13 protein-coding genes and 1 pseudogene are annotated in these 17,323 nt (G+C 67.9%); 9 read left to right on the top strand and 5 right to left on the bottom strand.

Annotation, left to right across the window (positions count from 1 at the left end; genetic code table 11):
- Positions 1 to 62 precede the first annotated feature (62 nt).
- The 4 genes from AC1DMQ_RS01170 to AC1DMQ_RS01155 all read left to right on the top strand — a co-directional run bounded on the left by AC1DMQ_RS01170 (position 63) and on the right by AC1DMQ_RS01155 (position 4,996).
- Positions 63 to 314, top strand: a complete 252-nt coding sequence (locus AC1DMQ_RS01170) for a hypothetical protein (protein ID WP_477031718.1) — start codon at positions 63 to 65, stop codon at positions 312 to 314.
- Between the two features lie 335 nt (positions 315 to 649).
- Positions 650 to 3,637 carry an isoleucine--tRNA ligase gene (gene ileS, locus AC1DMQ_RS01165; protein ID WP_477031717.1) on the top strand — a complete coding sequence of 996 codons (2,988 nt, stop codon included), beginning with the start codon at positions 650 to 652 and terminating at the stop codon, positions 3,635 to 3,637.
- Between the two features lie 78 nt (positions 3,638 to 3,715).
- Complete coding sequence (gene lspA, locus AC1DMQ_RS01160) at positions 3,716 to 4,225, top strand: signal peptidase II (protein ID WP_477031716.1); 510 nt, start codon at positions 3,716 to 3,718, stop codon at positions 4,223 to 4,225.
- Between the two features lie 204 nt (positions 4,226 to 4,429).
- Positions 4,430 to 4,996 carry a DUF3035 domain-containing protein gene (locus tag AC1DMQ_RS01155; RefSeq protein ID WP_477031715.1) on the top strand — a complete coding sequence of 189 codons (567 nt, stop codon included), beginning with the start codon at positions 4,430 to 4,432 and terminating at the stop codon, positions 4,994 to 4,996.
- A gap of 192 nt (positions 4,997 to 5,188) precedes the next feature.
- Here AC1DMQ_RS01155 and AC1DMQ_RS01150 read toward each other — a convergent pair whose 3' ends face one another.
- From AC1DMQ_RS01150 to AC1DMQ_RS01140, 3 genes are all read right to left on the bottom strand, one after another.
- The gene (locus AC1DMQ_RS01150) at positions 5,189 to 6,139 is read right to left on the bottom strand and encodes a TraB/GumN family protein (RefSeq protein WP_477031714.1); all 951 of its coding nucleotides are present in this window, start codon (positions 6,137 to 6,139) and stop codon (positions 5,189 to 5,191) included.
- Between the two features lie 112 nt (positions 6,140 to 6,251).
- Positions 6,252 to 6,749: a hypothetical protein gene (locus tag AC1DMQ_RS01145; RefSeq protein WP_477031713.1), complete on the bottom strand. Its 498-nt coding sequence runs from the start codon at positions 6,747 to 6,749 to the stop codon at positions 6,252 to 6,254.
- Between the two features lie 85 nt (positions 6,750 to 6,834).
- Complete coding sequence (locus tag AC1DMQ_RS01140) at positions 6,835 to 7,830, bottom strand: TraB/GumN family protein (RefSeq protein WP_477031712.1); 996 nt, start codon at positions 7,828 to 7,830, stop codon at positions 6,835 to 6,837.
- A gap of 153 nt (positions 7,831 to 7,983) precedes the next feature.
- Here AC1DMQ_RS01140 and mutL point away from each other — a divergent pair, with 153 nt between their 5' ends.
- The 5 genes and pseudogenes from mutL (at position 7,984) to AC1DMQ_RS01115 (ending at position 15,085) form a co-directional block, all read left to right on the top strand.
- The gene (mutL, locus tag AC1DMQ_RS01135; protein ID WP_477031711.1) at positions 7,984 to 9,915 is read left to right on the top strand and encodes a DNA mismatch repair endonuclease MutL; all 1,932 of its coding nucleotides are present in this window, start codon (positions 7,984 to 7,986) and stop codon (positions 9,913 to 9,915) included.
- Between the two features lie 596 nt (positions 9,916 to 10,511).
- Complete coding sequence (locus AC1DMQ_RS01130; RefSeq protein ID WP_477031710.1) at positions 10,512 to 11,057, top strand: hypothetical protein; 546 nt, start codon at positions 10,512 to 10,514, stop codon at positions 11,055 to 11,057.
- A gap of 278 nt (positions 11,058 to 11,335) precedes the next feature.
- Positions 11,336 to 11,422: pseudogene (locus AC1DMQ_RS01125) on the top strand (hypothetical protein); the annotation flags it as partial.
- Positions 11,423 to 11,626: 204 nt separating this feature from the next.
- Complete coding sequence (locus AC1DMQ_RS01120) at positions 11,627 to 14,536, top strand: TonB-dependent receptor (RefSeq protein WP_477031709.1); 2,910 nt, start codon at positions 11,627 to 11,629, stop codon at positions 14,534 to 14,536.
- Between the two features lie 126 nt (positions 14,537 to 14,662).
- Positions 14,663 to 15,085 carry a VOC family protein gene (locus tag AC1DMQ_RS01115; RefSeq protein WP_477031708.1) on the top strand — a complete coding sequence of 141 codons (423 nt, stop codon included), beginning with the start codon at positions 14,663 to 14,665 and terminating at the stop codon, positions 15,083 to 15,085.
- 6 nt (positions 15,086 to 15,091) lie between these two features.
- Here AC1DMQ_RS01115 and AC1DMQ_RS01110 read toward each other — a convergent pair whose 3' ends face one another.
- Positions 15,092 to 15,700 carry a hypothetical protein gene (locus AC1DMQ_RS01110; RefSeq protein WP_477031707.1) on the bottom strand — a complete coding sequence of 203 codons (609 nt, stop codon included), beginning with the start codon at positions 15,698 to 15,700 and terminating at the stop codon, positions 15,092 to 15,094.
- A 76-nt stretch (positions 15,701 to 15,776) separates the two neighbouring features.
- A complete protein-coding gene (locus AC1DMQ_RS01105) occupies positions 15,777 to 17,309 on the bottom strand; it encodes an adenosine deaminase family protein (protein ID WP_477031706.1) in 1,533 nt (510 codons plus the stop codon).
- Between the last annotated feature and the right edge of the window lie 14 nt (positions 17,310 to 17,323).

Here is a 17,323-nt window from a genome sequence, read left to right as displayed (position 1 = left end):
TTCCCCATGGACGCAACCACCGCCCCCTCCTACACTTTTGGCGGCAGTGGAGGGAATTTCACGTGCGGTCCGAGGTTCAGGTACGACGTCTGTGGCGGAAGACTTGGCGCGCGCTCCGTTTCCTTCTGCCGCCCAAACCGATCCTGACCTCGCTGGAAGGCAAGATCCTGGCGTCCGCCTGGGCCCTGGCGGCCATCACCACCCTCAGCGTCGCCCTGGCCCAGGGCCTGCGGATGTTCCTGCTCTCGGCCCTGGCCGTCCTGTTCGGCACCCTGGCGGCGCTATGGATGCTGGACGGGCTGGCGCGGCGGTAGCCGTCATCCTCGGACTTGTTCCGAGGACCCCTCGTTCCGCCGTGCTGTCGGTTGAAGTTGGGCCGTGATCTCACCCCTCCATGGATCATCCTTCTTCGTGGTTGAAGTAGGGGTCCTCGGAACAAGTCCGAGGATGACGGGTGGTAAGGGGCGTCCGTGCGGAGAAGCATCGCGTTTGCCCCTCTCCCTCGCCTCTGCTATCCCCCGCCCATGTCTTTCGTTCGGAAAGCTCCGCGAATTAACCGCCCGGCGTGACGCCGCCGGACGACTGATCCAGCGCGCGCCGGGTTTCCCCGCGATTTTTTCCCGAACATTCCAAGCTGGATAGCTCTCCCATGGCCGACGACGCCACGACGACCGCCCGCGACTACCGCGAAACCGTCTTCCTTCCCGACACCCCGTTCCCGATGCGCGGCGGCCTGCCCAAGAAGGAGCCCGAGATCCTGGAGGGCTGGGCGGCCCTGTCGGACAAGGGCCTGTACGGCGCCGTTCGCGCAGCGCGCCAGGCCGCCGGCGCCCCGCTGTTCGTGCTGCACGACGGCCCGCCCTACGCCAACGGCGCGATCCACATCGGCCACGCCCTGAACAAGACGCTGAAGGACTTCGTGGTCCGCAGCCGCTTCGCCCTGGGCTACGACGTCGACTACGTGCCCGGCTGGGACTGCCACGGCCTGCCCATTGAGTGGAAGATCGAGGAAGAGTTCCGCGCCAAGGGCCGCCGCAAGGACGAGGTGCCGGCCGCCGAGTTCCGCAAGCGCTGCCGCGAGTACGCCGCCGGCTGGATCGAGGCCCAGAAGGTCGAGTTCCAGCGCCTGGGCGTGCTGGGCGACTGGTGGAACCGCTACGCCACCATGGACTACGCCTCGGAAGCCACGATTGTCGCCGAGTTCCACAAGTTCGCCACCAGCGGCCAGCTCTATCGCGGCTCCAAGCCGGTGATGTGGAGCCCGGTCGAGCGCACGGCCCTGGCCGACGCCGAGATCGAGTACCACGACCACGTTTCGCCGACCGTCTGGGTGAAGTTCCCGGTCAAGGCCTATGACGAGGACCGCTACGCCGTGTCGGGCGCCGCGGCCGGCGACAACGTCTTCCGCCTGCCGCCCAACGACGCCAGCGTCGTGATCTGGACGACCACCCCGTGGACCATCCCGGCCAACCGGGCGATCTCGTTCGGGCCCAGGGTCGAGTACGGCCTCTACGAGGTCGAGGCCATCGAGGAGAACCTCGAGTTCGCCCCCTGGTCCAAGGTCGGCGACCGCCTGATCGTCGCCGACAAGCTGGCCGAGGACGTCCGCAAGGCCGCCAAGGTCGCCTCTTGGCGTCGCGCCGAGCCGGTCGACCCGACCGGCCTGATCTGCGCCCACCCGCTGGCCCAGTTCGAACCTGATCCCCATGGGGGCTACGGCTTCGACGTCCCCCTGCTGGCCGGCGACCACGTGACCGACGACGCCGGCACCGGCTTCGTGCACACCGCCCCGGGCCACGGCGCCGACGACTATCTGGTCTGGCTGAAGAGCGGCTATGCGCTGGACTCCATCCCCGACACCGTCGATCCCGACGGCGCCTATTTCCCGCACGTGCCGCTGTTCGCGGGCCTGAAGGTCATTGAGACCGAGGGCAAGAAGGCCGGCAAGTTCGGGGCCGCCAACGGCGCGGTGATGGACAAGCTGATCGAGGCCGGCAACCTGCTGGCGCGCGGCCGCGTCGAGCACAGCTATCCGCACAGCTGGCGCTCCAAGGCCCCTGTGATCTTCCGCAACACCCCGCAGTGGTTCATCCGCATGGACCAGCCCGTCCCGACCCTGGGCGGCAAGACCCTGCGCGAAGTGGCCGTCAAGGCCATCGCCGAGACCGCCTTCCACCCCGACGCCGGCCGCAACCGCATCGGCTCGATGGTCGAGACGCGTCCCGACTGGCTGATCAGCCGCCAGCGCGCCTGGGGCACGCCCCTGGCCATGTTCGTCGACAAGGAGACGGGCGTCCCGCTGATGGACGAGGCGGTCAACCGCCGCATCCTCGACGCCATCCAGGACGGCGGCAGCGACGCCTGGTTCGAGCTGCCCGACAGCCACTTCCTGGGCGATCGCGACCCGGCCCAATACGAAAAGGTCGTCGACATCCTCGACGTCTGGTTCGACAGCGGCTCGACGCATGCCTTCACGCTTGAAGGCCGCAACGACAGCCGCTCGCCGGCCGACCTCTACCTCGAAGGCTCGGACCAGCACCGCGGCTGGTTCCAGTCCTCGCTGCTGGAGAGCTGCGGCACGCGCGGCCGCGCGCCGTACAAGGGCGTCCTCACCCACGGGTTCACCCAGGACGAGAACGGCGAGAAGATGTCCAAGTCCAAGGGCAACACCGTCGAGCCCCAGACCATCACCAAGGAAAGCGGCGCCGAGATCCTGCGGCTGTGGGCGGCGATGGTCGACTATTCGGAAGACCAGCGGATCGGCAAGACGATCCTGGCCACCACCACCGACGCCTATCGCAAGCTGCGCAACACCACCCGCTACCTGCTGGGCGCCCTGGCCGGCTTCGACGAGGCCGAACGGGTCACCGACTACGCCGACTTCCCGCCGCTGGAGAAGTACATCCTGCACCGCCTGTGGGAGCTGGATGGCCAGGTGAAGGCCGCCTACGAGGCCTACCGCTTCAGCGACGTGATCCGGCCGCTGATCGACTTCTGCCAGGGCGACCTGTCGAGCCTGTTCTTCGACATCCGCAAGGACAGCCTCTATTGCGACGCGCCCACGGCGATGCGCCGCCGGGCCTATCGCACGGTGCTGGACCATGTGTTCGAACGCCTGACGGTGTGGCTGTCGCCGCTGACCAGCTTCACGATGGAAGAGGCCTGGACGACGCGCTTCCCCGAGGCCGGCAGCAACGTGCTGCGGGTCATGCCGGAAACCCCGGCCGCCTGGCGCAACGACGCCGAGGCCGCGCGGTGGGCCAAGGTGGAGACCGTCACCTCGGTCGTGACCTCGGCCCTGGAGGTCGAGCGCCGCGACAAGCGGATCGGCTCGGCGCTGGAGGCCGCCCCGATCGTGCACATCGCCGAGCCCGACCTGCTGGCCGCGTTCGACGGCCTGGACGCCGCCGAGGTGTTCCGCACCAGCGCCGCGACCCTGGTCGCCGGAACGTCGGCCGGGGCCTTCGCCCTGGACGAGGTCAAGGGCGTGGCGGTCGAACCCAAGCTGGCCGAAGGCAAGAAGTGCGCCCGCTCGTGGCGGATCCTTCCGGAGGTGGGAACCGATCCGCGCTATCCCGAGCTTAGCCTGCGCGACGCCGAAGCGGTGGCGTGGTGGGATAGCCAGCACGCGGGCTGATCAACGGCTGGGGACATGCGCAGGCGCATGTCCCCAATCCGGGATGACAGCTCCGGCCGAGCGGCTTAAGGACGAAGAATGCTCAAGATCACCCGCCTCGGCTGGACCGCCTACGCCATCGCGATCGTCACGATCGTGCTGGACCAGATCAGCAAGGCCTGGATCCTGGCCGCCCTGGGCACCTTGCCCGGCGCCAGCCAACAGGTGGCCGGGCCGTTCTACCTGACCCTGGTCCATAACTACGGCATGAGCTTCGGCCTGTTCCGCGGCTCGGAGTTCAGCCGCTGGATGCTGACGATCTTCTCGGCCGCCGTCGTGGTGGGCCTGGCGATCTGGGCGCGCAAGGCGGCCAAGCCGCTGATGGGCGCGGGAATCGGCTTCATCATCGGCGGGGCGTTCGGCAACAACCTGATCGACCGCATCCGCTTCGGCTATGTCGTCGACTTCATCGACGTCTCGCGCCTGCACTTCCCGTGGGTGTTCAACGTCGCCGACTCGGCCATCACCGTCGGGGTCTGCCTGCTGCTGCTGGACAGCTTCCTGTCGGAGGAAAAAAAGCTGGCCAATCCCGACGGGCATGGGCTGTAGCGCGACACGCGAGCCTGTCCGTTTCCAATGTTTTCCATCGGAAACGGATAAACAGGCTCGCCATCAAACGGCAGGAGCGTGGCTATCGCCACGCTCTTGGCGCCTCAACACAGCCACGATCTCAAGGAAGATTGGCGCCCGGCCTCGGATGTCGTATCGAGAGCGTCCGAATTTACGGCCCGGGGGGCCGGTGGAGCAGGTTTCATGAGTTTCTATCGGGTCGCGACCCTGGGCGTTTTGGCCTCCGTGGCCGCCATGGGCCTCGCCGGATGCCAGTCCACGTCGAAGGCGTTGGGCATGAGCAAGGTCGTTCCTGACGAATTCCGCGTCGTCACCAAGGCGCCGCTGGTCGTGCCGCCCGACTACAGCCTGCGCCCGCCGGCCCCCGGCGAGCCGCGTCCGCAGGAACTGCAGCCCGAAAGCGCCGCGCGCATGGCCCTGGTCGGCCAGAGCAACGCCGCCACCCGCTCGGAAGGCGAAAAGCTGCTGGTCGCCAAGGCCGGCGTCGACAAGGCCGACCCGCTGATCCGCTTCGTCGTCGACGACGAGAACGGCGACCTGGCCCACAAGGACGAGAGCTTCTCGCAGAAGGTCATGTTCTGGAAGAAGGGCGACAAGAACGCCGCCCCGACCGCGTCCGAGACCGGCGCCAACGTCGCCGCCCCGGTCGACGCCGCGACGGAAGAGGCCCGCCTCAAGGAACTGACCGGCAACGGCACGATCGTCATCACCCGCGAGAAGGAAAGCAAGATCAAGCTTCCGGGGCTGTAGGGCAGGATTTGATCCGCTGAAGTTTCGAAAGGCCCGGAGGGAGACTTCCGGGCCTTTTTCGTGCGGCGAACACTTGCCCCCTACGGGTCGCTTCGCGACCGTCTTCCCCCACAGGGGGAAGAGGAGCCCCCTCCGCCCCCTATGGGGGCGGACAGACGGCGGAGCCGTCAGGTGGGGGCAAGTGGGTGAGCCTCATTCGCCTGGGGTGCTGACCTCGAACCCCCGCGCCCGCATCTGGTCCAGCACCCCGCCCTTCGCCACCAGGCTCCGAATCCCGAACACCGCCACCGCATGTCCCGGCGTGTTCATCGCCGCGCTCAGGGCCTCGACCTCGTCGCGGGTCCCCTTGCGCTCCAGGTCGGCCATGCCCGGCAGGGACAGCAGGCAGCGCTGGAAGTTGCGGGGGCCGGCGATCGCGCCGCGCACGTCGCCCCGCGCCCAGGCCCGGGCGGCGGCGCGGGCGGCCTCCGGGCCGGCGTTGATCTCGTCGAGCACGCCCTCCAGGCAGATCAACCCGGCCTCGCGCGAGTGCTCGCGCACCGCCGTCTTGACCAGCGGCATGACCTTGTAGGTGGCGGCCGGCCGCGCCTTGACCCGATGCTTGCGGGCCAGGCGGCCGATCGTGCGCTCCGGCTCGGCGGTCTCCAGCCGCACCGACTTGCGGTAGTCGCCGGCCATCATGATCCCGGCCCCCAGCGGGCTCCAGCCTTCGTAGGCGTTCGCGTCCTTGCCCAGGATGGCGCGGGCGCGGGCCAGTTTGGGGGCGAGGTCGCCGACCGAGGCGTCCAGCCGCGTGGCCGACTTCAGCTTGCCGCGCAGGGCCAGGGCGGCGGGCAGGTCGCCGAGCCCGGCCTTGCCCTCCGGCGGCAGGATCACCGCGAAGGCGCCGTCCAGCCGATGGTCCAGCACGCTGGTGTCCCAGGCCTGGCCGCGCGGCAGGGCCTGCAGCGCGCCCAGCATGTAGATCGTGGTGTCGCCGTCCGAGATCCGCCACCAGGCCGGCCCCGGCAGCTTGGCGGCGACCACCAGGGCCTCGACGACATTGGCCTCGGGATCGTCGAGGGCGGGCGGGGTGGTCTGGGCGAGGACGGGGGTGGTGGTCAGGGCGAGGATCGCCAGCATCCAAGGCCAGAGTCGCCGCATGTGAGGTCTCCGGGGAGAATCGCCCCGCCCTATTGAGCGTTGGCTTGCCCTCTCCATTCAACCGCCATCCACCCCTCGCCGACCGGATTGGCGCGGACTCACGCCGATCGCCCTAGCGTCGCTGGGCGATCTTGCTGTCGATGAATTCCTGATAGGCGGTATTCGTTGTGGGCCGAAAGAATTCATCATATCGATTTGACGTCAGATAGGGCAGATGGGCCTCCAGAACTGATTCTATCGTTTCCTGCCAAGACTTCTGCGAACCAACAGCCGCGTGAACCGCCTCAAGAGCATTCATTCCGGAGGTCAAGAACCATTCATACTGTATGAATTTCTTTCCATTTCTCGAAAATGTAAGCTTGTCCATGTTGACGACCCCGGAGGGCGGATCAGCATATTCTGGGTACTGAATGCACAGTTCCAAGAAGCGTTGATATTGATCTCGCGCAAGCGCCTCCAACTGGTGCGCCCTGAATTGCCGCGTTTGCCATATGGCGAAAATGATCGCCAAGAGCGCGCAGACAGCGGTCAGCATCGTCGCAACGTCCGCGCCTGCTGAAAGGCTAACCTGGTGACCCGCCATCGCCACAACCCCGAGTTGGTAATCCACCTTCGCGACCCCCATGCGTCAGGTCAAGGTTGTCTTCAGGCCGATCCGGCGGGCGGCCTCGAGCCGTTGGATGGAAGTCGGTCCCTCACTCCCCCGGCGTCGTCACCGTGAACCCCTTGGCCCGCAGCTGCTCCAGCACCCCGCCCTCGGCCAGCAGCGAGCGCAGCTCGATCACCGCCACCGCCTTGCCGGGGGTCTTCAGGGCCGAGGCGATCGCCTTGACCGCGTCGGTCTGGCCGTCGCGCAGCTCGCGGGCGATCGACGGGGTCGAGGCCAGGCAGCGCGAGAAGCCGCGGTCGGCCGAGACCACCTGGCGCACCTCGCCGCGCGCCCAGCGCTCGGCCGTGACCCTCACCCCGCCCTGGCCGTTCTCGGCCTGGCGCAGGCCGGCGTCCAGGCACAGCTCCTGCAGCGGCTGCGGGGCCGAGCCCAGGCTCTTGACGGCGTCGATCAGGCTGTAGTCGGACAGGTCCTGGATATGGGGGCGCTTGGCCAGGTCCTTGTCCTTGGCCATGTCGCGGATCTTGCCGGTCAGGTCGCCCAGGGTGATCGTGAGGTTGCCGTCCTGCTGGGAGTTGGCGACGATGAACCCGGCGAAGGCGGGCTTCACCTCGTCCATGTCGTCGGGCTTCTTCTTCATCAGCGCCAGCCGGGCCTCGTACCGGGCGCGCAGCGCCGGCGGCAGGGTCTGGCGCATCGGCTGCTCGCTGAGGAAGTAGCGCTTGCCGCCCATCACCAGGCCGACGACGCGCAGCGGATTGATCGTGGCCTCCTGGCCCATGATCAGCACATTGGCCCCGTCCAGCCGGCGCTTGAGCACCGAATGGTCGACCTCCAGGTCCTTGGGGACCACGGCCGGCACGCCCAGCACGTAGACGGTGGTGTCGGCGTCGCTGACCTTCCACCAGGCCGGACCCGGCAGCCGGGCGTTGACCACCAGTTCCTCGACCAGGTTGGCCTCGGGGTCGACCACGCGCAGGGCGATGGGACCGGAGGCGTCGACGGCCTGCTGGGCCAGGGCGGGCGACACGCCGAGCAGACCAAACGCGGCGGCGCAGGCGGCGAGATGGCGTTTGATCACTATGTACGTGTCCTCAAGGGTCGCGGAATCGATCTAGGATGATCGGTCTTCCGCACTTGGAAGGGCCCAAGCTGGGCCGGTCAAATTACCATGCTGCAATGCAGCCCCTGGGCGGCTCCCGCTCAGAGGCCGCGCGCCCGAAAGCCCGCCCCGATGCCGATCCGCCGCCTGCCGCCCGAGACCGTCAACCGTATCGCCGCCGGCGAGGTGGTGGAACGTCCCGCCAGCGCCATCAAGGAGCTGGTCGACAACGCCATTGACGCCGGCGCCACGCGGATCGAGGTCGAGGCCCACGGCGGCGGCCTGACCCGTATCCTGGTGGCCGACGACGGCTGCGGCCTCTCCGCCGACGAGCTGCCGGTGGCCATCGAGCGCCACGCCACCTCCAAGCTGGCGCCGGACGCCGACGGCCTGTGGGACCTGCTGCGCATCCACACCATGGGCTTCCGGGGCGAAGCCCTGCCGTCGATCGGCTCGGTGGCGCGGCTCTCCATCTCCTCGCGCGCCAAGGGCTCCAAGGACGCCTTCGCGATCCTGGTCGAGGGCGGCAGCGTCGGCGACGTGGCCCCCGCCGCCTTCGCCGGCGACCACGGGGCGCGGATCGAGGTCCGCGACCTGTTCTACGCCACCCCCGCGCGGCTGAAGTTCATGAAGTCCGAGCGCGCCGAGGCCCTGGCGATCACCGAGGAGATCAAGCGCCAGGCCATGGCCAACGAGAGCGTCGGCTTCTCGCTGGACATCGACGGCCGCCGCGTGATCCGCCTGCCGCCCGAGCATCCGGGACCGCAAGGGCGCCTCGCCCGCCTGTCGGCCGTGCTGGGCCGCGACTTCCAGGACAACGCCATCGAGATCGACCAGACCCGCGACGGCGTGCGCCTGACGGGCTTCGCGGGCCTGCCCACCTACAACCGGGGCAACGCCGCCCACCAGTACCTGTTCGTCAACGGCCGGCCTGTACGCGACCGGCTGCTGCAAGGCGCCCTGCGCGCGGCCTATGCCGACTTTCTCGCGAGGGACCGCCACCCGACCGCCGCCCTCTACATCAGCCTCGACACCGCCGAGGTGGACGTCAACGTCCACCCGGCCAAGGCCGAGGTGCGGTTCCGCGACCCGGCCCTGGTGCGCGGCCTGATCGTCGGCGCCCTGCGCCACGCCCTGGCCGGCGCCGGCCACCGGGCCTCGACCACCACGGCGGCGTCGGCGCTGGACGCCATCCGGGCGCAGAACATGGTCCCGCCGGGTTCCTACAGCGGCTATCAGCCCGGCCCCTCGCCCGCCGGCTTCTCGGCCTGGCAGTCGGGCGGCTGGACGCGGCCTTCGCCGCAAGTGCTGCCGGGGCTGTCGGACGTTTCAGCCCGGGTCGAGCCGGGCTCGGGAGGCTATGGCGACTACGGCGTGGCCGAGGCCGTGCGCGAGGCGGCCTATGGCGACTACGACGCCCCGCCTTCCATCGCCGACCCGGGCGGCGTCGCCGAAGGCCCCGCCCCGGTGTTCGACCCGGTCGACTTCCCGCTGGGCGCGGCCCGGGCCCAGGTGCACGAGACCTACATCGTCGCCCAGACCCGCGACGGCGTGGTCATCGTCGACCAGCACGCCGCCCACGAGCGCCTGGTCTATGAGCGGATGAAGGGCGAGATGGCGGCCGGCGGCGTCGCCCGCCAGGCCCTGCTGCTGCCCGAGGTGGTCGAGCTGGACCCCGCCGAGGCCGAACGCGTCGTCGCCCGCTCCGAGGAGCTGGCGGCCCTGGGCCTGGTCATCGAAAGTTTCGGCCCCGGCGCGGTGCTGGTCCGCGAGACCCCCGCCCTGCTGGGCAAGACCGACGCCGCCGGCCTGGTCCGCGACATCGCCGACGACCTGGCCGAGAACGGCCAGGCCCTGGCCCTGAAGGAGCGCCTGGAAGAAGTCTGCTCCACCATGGCCTGCCACGGCAGCGTGCGAGCTGGGCGCCGGCTGAACGGGGCGGAGATGAACGCCCTGCTGCGGGAGATGGAGGCCACGCCGCACTCGGGCCAGTGCAACCACGGGCGGCCTACTTATGTGGAGCTGAAGTTGGCGGATATTGAGCGGTTGTTTGGGCGAAGGTAGGGCAAAATTCCGGCTGTTGTCTGAGCTAATCCTACGGTCCAACAAAACGATAGCTCGCGGTGAAGCTTCGCTATAGCCTCGCTAACTCTGAGTAAGCGTCTCCATCAACAGATTGGAGCTAGCCTTGCAACATGGAAGAGATCGAGCCCGACCGGATCAAACGAATATGGGCTCAGACCAAAATCCCCGTACTGTTGAGACGAGGTAAAGGAAAGCGCCCTCGCTTCAAGTTGCCTTATGAGCCAAAGCGACGGGACAATCGCTCATGGATACAGCATGGGCGCCGCACAGATATTCTATGGGATCGCGAAGGGCGATTTTGGGAAATACCAAGCGCGTGGTTCAATGATCTCGTAAATCGTAGTCTTATAGAATTTGGCCAGATCTATATTATCCAACCGTATAGAGAACAAGAGAAGTGCGCCCCAGCTTGCTGGAACGCTACCGGTCATGAATGCGAATGTTCGTGCATGGGCGAGAACCATGGAGGCGGCGGCGGTGGAGGACACTGGACAGTCGTTTCCGATACATTCGCCACTAGGTGGGGTCAGGAAGCTGTCGCTTGTCGCCTTCTCAGTAAGTGAATTGGGGGCATAGTGGGCAGCATCATAAATTGGCTGGAGGCACACGAAGGACTATCAGGCTGGGCGCAGTTTTTTGGCGCGCTTACCGCCCTCCTTCTCACCTACTTCACCGCCTTCGCGCCGAGCTGGCGGAGAAAGCGTCAGCTTCACGGTGAAGCAATGCGCCTTCTGATGCACGGCTATGAAGTGATTGAGAGCTTCCATCGGACATCAGCTCACTTCGCACCGTTTCCGCTATCGCTTCGCCAAGCCTCCATAAGCATGACTGCAGCGATCGATGATCTAAGTCGTTTCCCTGTCTATGAACTGGACAATAATTTTGGGCCCATGTCGCTGGCCCGGCGATTAATGACGATGAGGATGACTGTCGCTTCGGTTCGGTTGTTCATAGAGACGACTGCAGATGAAATCGCTGACCGCGCCGCGACGGACGAAGAGAGCGAAGTTCTAAGACAGATGGTCGGTGAGCGGCTGGCCTTTGCTCATAATCTCCTGATGAACATCCCTATGAAACGGCCGGAATGGCCCCCATCCGCCCCGGATGAGGCCACGCCTTAAACCCTTGGTGGATCGGAGCTATGGGGACTGACCGAGTCAAGGACCGCCTCTGGCGGCCGCGTCGCGGCGGCGCGGCGCGCCGTCCTTGACTCGGTCAGCCCCCATAGCAGGCTCGCAATCAAGGTTTCAAGGCGCGGCCTCGCCGTTGGCGGAGGACGTCAGGGGCGTTTCCGGAGAGGCCGCATTTCTTGAAACCCTCTCCCGGAGGGGAGAGGGAGGGACCCGCGCCGCAGGCGTGGGAGGGAGAGGGGTGACGCCGTGTCCGGTTTCACACTGAACGCCCTGCCGGCGCGCCGTCGAATTCAGTAACCCCTCACCCTCCCACCGCTGCGCGGCGGGCCCCGCCCTCTCCCTCTGGGAGAGGGTGTCGAGCGGTTTGTGTTCGGGAGACGGTCCGCCGACCCGTCCTCGCAAGTTGAGGCTTGCGAGTTTTGATTTGTACGACATATTGTTTCTATATAGCAATATAGCTTCCCACTATGTGGGAATCTATAGCTAGGGCAGACCGGAAAATCCGGCGCCTCGGGTTGGAAACATAGGGCGGCGCGGCCGCCCGTCAGGAGGGTCTCATGTCGTCATCCAAGCATGGCTTGCGTTCGGGTTGCTCGATCGCGGCGCTGACCCTCGCCAGCGCCTTGTGCGCCACCGCCGCCGGCGCCCAGACCTCAGGCCAGACCACGGCCCAGGCCGCCGCGCCCGACAACACCGTCGAGGAGGTGATCGTCACCGGCTTCCGCGAAAGCCTGCGCAGCGCGCTGAACGTCAAGCGCCAGTCCTCGGGCGTGGTCGACGCCATCAAGGCGGAAGACATCGCCGACTTCCCCGACGCCAACCTGGCCGAGTCGATCCAGCGGGTGCCCGGCGTGTCGATCACCCGCGTGGCCGGCGAAGGGCGCACGATCACCGTGCGCGGCCTGCCGCCCACCTTCACCCGCGTGCGCATCAACGGCATGGAGGCCCAGTCGACCAGCGGCGCCACCACCAGCGACCGCGGCGCGAACCTGGGCCGGGGCTTCGACTTCAACACCTTCGCCTCGGAGCTGTTCAGCGGCATCACGGTGCGCAAGACCGCCCAGGCCGAGGTCATCGAGGGCTCGCTGGGCGCGACCGTCGACCTGGAGACCGCCAAGCCCTTGGACCACAAGGGCCTGACCTTGGTGCTGGGCGCCTCGGCCGGCTACAACGACCTGTCCAAGAACGTCGATCCCAAGTTCACCGCCGTGGTCGGCAACAGCTGGGACACCGCCTGGGGCGAGTTCGGGGCCCAGGCCTCGCTGGCCTACAGCAAGCGCAAGTTCATCGAGGACCAGTGGGGCTCGGGCGGCTGGAACCCGGCCACGGTGGACGGCGGCTTCTGCACCCCCGTCGGCGTCGCCCCGCAGAACCCGGCCACCACCCCCGCCAACGGCACCGACGCCGCCAACTGCGCCACCGGCGTGCCCCGTCCGGCGGCCGGCGACCCCGTCTACGCCCAGGCCAACCGCTCGACCGTGTTCTTCCCGCGCCTGCCGCGCTACGGCCGCTTCCACCACGACCAGGAGCGCACCGGCGCCACCTTGGCCCTGCAATGGAGGCCCAGCGAGCGCACCTCGTTCAGCTTCGACGCCCTGTATTCGGACTACGACGTAAAGCGCGAGGAGAACTGGCTGGAGGGCTTCTCGTTCGCCCGCGCCATCAGCCAGAACGGCAAGCCGCAGACCGCCGTGCGCGAGCTGGTCCTGCGCAACGCCGGGACCAGCCACACCGCCGGCGTCAACATGGGCCAGACGGTCTACGACGTCGACTACGCCCGCTTCGACGGCGTCGACATCCGCTCCGACACCCAGCACGACGAGTTCGAGAACGTCTTCCAGCAGTACACCCTGGCGGGCACGCACGAGCTGACCGACCGCCTGAAGGTCACGGGGCTGCTGGGCTATTCCAAGTCCGACTACGACCAGCCGATGACCACCACGATCATGTACCAGCGCCCGAACGCCGGCATGACCATCGACTTCCGCCAGAACCGCGACCAGCCGATCATCAAGCACGACTTCGACGTCACCGACTCGTCGCTCTACAGCTTCGCCGCGCCGAACGCCGAGGTCCGGCTGAGCCAGATCTACACCACCAACATCTACAAGACCGCCGAGCTGAACCTGGCCTGGGCCTATGACGACGCCCTGACGATCAAGGTCGGCGGCCACTACGACGAGTTCTCGTTCGACACCTCGGCCAAGCAGCGGGCGAACAACTTCCTGGTCCCGACCCTGAGCGCCGCCGAGCTGAAGGCGGTCACCAAGGTGGCGTCCGGCTTCGGCGGCCACGGCATCGACGACGGCGTCTTCCCGACCGCCTGGTCGACCATCGACTACGACAAGTTCGTCGCCAGCCAGAACCTCTACAGCGAGACCGGGATGTACGCCCTGGTGCCCAACTACGGCGGCATCCGGCGCGTCGACGAGAAGGTGGCCTCGGCCTATCTGCAGGCCGACCTGAAGACCGTGATCGGCGGCCTGCCGGTGCGCGGCGACATCGGCTTCCGCATCGCCCAGACCGAGCTGGACTCGCGCGGCTACCAGATCGGCGCGACGCCGGCCCAGGTGACCGCCTCCAACAAGTACCACGACGTCCTGCCGTCGTTTAACGTCGCGGTCGACGCCACGGAAAACCTGATCCTGCGCTTCTCGGCGGCCAAGGTCGTCTCGCGGCCGGACCTCGGCTTCCTGACCCCCGGCGGCAGCCTGAACCTGACCGGCACGCCGTCGATCACCTCGGGCAATCCGGACCTTGAGCCCATCCGGGCGACGACGGTCGACCTGGGCGCGGAGTGGTATTTCGCCCCGGGCGCGCTGCTGGGCGTCGGCGTCTTCTACAAGGACATCGAGACCTACGTTCAGAACCAGTCCCAGCAGATGAGCTTCCGCCAGACGGGCCTGCCGCTGTCGCTGCTGGGTTCGTCGGGCGTGGATCCGGACAACACGCCGATCACCGTGACCCGGCCGCTGAACACCCCGGGCGGCCCGCTCAAGGGCTTCGAGATCAACTACCAGCAGAACTTCACGTTCCTGCCCGGCCTGCTGCGCCACACCGGCGCGCTGATCAACTACACCTATGTCGATTCCCAGATCGACTACTTCCTGGCGGCGGGCGGGGTCACCACCAACGACCTCGTGGGCCTGTCCAAGAACGCCTACAACGCCACGCTCTTCTACGAAGACGACAAGTTCAGCGCCCGGGTCTCGGCCTCGTACCGCGACAAGTCGATCGTCGCCCTGCCGGCCAACAACCCGCTGCAGGACCTGGAAGGCTATGACGAGAACCTGACCTTCGACCTGGCGGCCTCCTACCAGATCAACGAGAAGTTCAAGCTGTCGCTGGAGGGGCTGAACATCCTGGATCGCTTCAATCGGCAGTTCATCGACTCCGACCGCGACAGCACGTTCGTCTACACCCACACCGGGCGGCAGTGGAATCTGGGCCTGCAGTACAAGTTCTAGGCTGGGAGACCCGGAGCGCACGACCGCGCTCCGGGTCCGTCCACGTTCGGCCGCGCGCGCTGCTGCCGGAAACTGGGCCGGACGCCGCTACGTTGATCCCGGAACAATCGTCCCGGAGCCGTCCCCATGCAACTTCATCGCGGTCGCTTGGTCGACCACATCCACCTGCGCACCCAAGACCTTCCGGCCATGAAGCGGTTCTACAAGGCCGTGCTCGAGGCGGTCGGCGTGCCCGTCGTCGAGGGCAGCCACCCCGCCGGCGGCGACTACTTCTTCGCCGACGAGCTGTGGGTCGATGTCGGCGAGCCGGCCACCCACGTGCACCTGGCCTTCCAGGCCTGGGACCAGCAGACCGTCGATCGCTTCCATGCGGCGGCCCTGTCCAACGGTGGGCGCGACAACGGCGCGCCGGGCTTTCGCGAGTACCACCCCGGCTACTATGCCGCCTTCGCCTACGACCCGGACGGCAACAACATCGAGGCGGTGTTCCACGGCCCGGCCGACAAGTCGGCCGACAGCGTGGTGATCACCTGGGACGACGAGGGCTGAACCGCCTCAGTCGTCTTCGGCGGCGGGCTCGACCAGCACCAGGGCGTAGTCCGCCATGCCGCTGTCGCCCGGCTGGTCGACGATCTGCACGGTCACGTCCTGGCCCGGCCGACCGGGATCCACCTTGACCGTGTTGGTCACCAGGCCGTCGACGATGGCGTAGAAGGCGTAGGTGTTGGCCGTGCCCACCTCCAGCCGGTCCCGGGGCTGGACGACCAGCTCCGAGGACAGGATCACCTCGCCGGGCTCGTCGGCCGCATGGGCGTTGATCGTGAACAGCGCCGGGGCGTCGACGGTGTTCAGCAGGGTCATCAGTTCGGGCGCCTCGCCGGGCTCGCTGACCAGCTGGAAGTCGAAGACGTCGCCGATGTGCTCCAGCCGGACGATCAGCCGCCAGCCGGCGTCCGGCAGGCGCAGCGTGCTGGTGGTGTAGGTCTCGCCGCCGAGCACGGCAGAGGCGTTGACCGTATAGGCCTTGATCGGCGGGACGATCACCACCGCGTCGGCGGCGACGGGGATCCGTCCCGAAAGCGCCTGGGTCTTTTCGCCTCCGCCCCGGCTGATCGACAGCTGGGCGGACTGGTCGGTGGAGTTGACGGCGGTGATCTGGGTCATGGCGGTCCCCGAGGTTTCACACCGTCGGATACCACAACCCCGGCAGGCAAATCACGACTTTCGGGACGCCTCGCCCCTAGCGTCCCGCCGCCTCGAACGCCTCGAACTCGCGCTCCAGCCGCCACTGGGCCGTGGCCTTGCGGCTGGCCGCCAGGAACCTGTCGCAGGCCGGGCCGGCCTTGGCGCAGGCGGCCACCGGCGTGCGCGGCGAGGCCCACAGGCTGGGACCGGGCAGGAAGGCGTATTCCAGGCTGGCGCGGGCGGCGGCCTTGAGGTCGGCATAGCCCAGCCCCTGCTCGGTGACGGCGCGCAGGTACTCGTTGGTCAGGTCGATGCGCGAGACGCCCTCGTCGTCGGTGGACAGCACGAACGGCACCCCGGCCTTGCGGTAGAGGGCCAGCGGATGGTCGGCGCCCTTCACGCCCAGGATGACGTCGTTGCTGGTCAGGTTGATCTCGACCGCGATCCGCTCGCGGGCCATGCGGGCCAGCAGCGCCTGGGCGCCGTCCTCGTAGGCGATGTCGACGCCGTGGCCGATGCGGCTGGCCCCGGCGACCTCGACCGCCTCGCGGACGTGGAAGCGCAGGTCGCGCGGCGTGACCAGGCCCAGGGTCAGCTCGCCAGCGTGCAGCGACAGCTTCACGTCCGGATACCTGGCCTTCAGAAACTGGAACATCCGCATGTGCAGGGCGTAGTCGGCCAGCGAGGTCGGGTCGTCCTCGGGCGCGACGATGTTGACGCCCACGAAGCGCGGGTCGGCCTTGGCCAGGGCGAAGGCGGCCACCAGCTGGGCGAACACCACCGACGGCGACTGGATGCGCGTGCCGAACGCCTGGTAGCCCAGCACCACGGCGCAGGGGCCGGTGCGCGGCTTCTGATGCAGGCAGCCCTGGCGGCGGTCGGCCTCGGCTTCGGCGGCGTCGAACTCCTGGCCGGCCTTGGCGGTCATGGCCGGGATGGCGGGCTCCAGAACGGCATAGGCCTTGGCCATGTCGCCGTCCCACGGCGTGTTCCGCGCCAGGTTGACCAGGTCGTACATCGCCGACGGGTTCACCGAGGTCTCGACATAGCTGACGTTGTCGCCGGCCGCGTAGTCGCGGGCCACCGCCAGCAGGGCCGGCAGGTTGCCGTCGGTCGCCGTTCCGAACCGGCCGAAGGTCGAGAAGAACTGGTCGTGGCCGGACGGCAGGGCTCCGTCGGCGCCGGGATTGTAGTTCCGCATCGACAGCGAGTTGATCGCCCGGCCGTAGAGCGCCGGATTGGTCTTGCCCAGGCCCTGGGCCGGGACCTTGCCCGGGGCGTCGCAGGGGCCGGGGGCGATGGCCGGCAGCGGGCCGGTGGTGACGCACAGCCCGCCCTCGCCCGCCCAGGCCAGGAAGTCCTCGGCATAGGCCGCGCCGGACAGGTGGTTGTGCAGGTCGCCGCCCTTGGGCATGCCCCGCAGGAACAGCCGCAGCTGGGCGCGGTCCTTGACGATGGCGTCGAAGCGGGCGGCCGTGCGCGCCTCGGCGGACGGCGCGGCCTTCTGGGCCGGTTGGGCGGACGCCGCGCCCGCGGTCATAAGCAGAGCGGCCACGGCCGCGCCCGCCAGTCGTTTCACGCCGATCATCGTCTCGCCCCGCC

Source organism: Caulobacter sp. 05L422, assembly GCF_056397765.1.
Note: the sequence above shows the minus strand (reverse complement) of the source record. Positions and strands in the feature narration are given on the sequence as shown.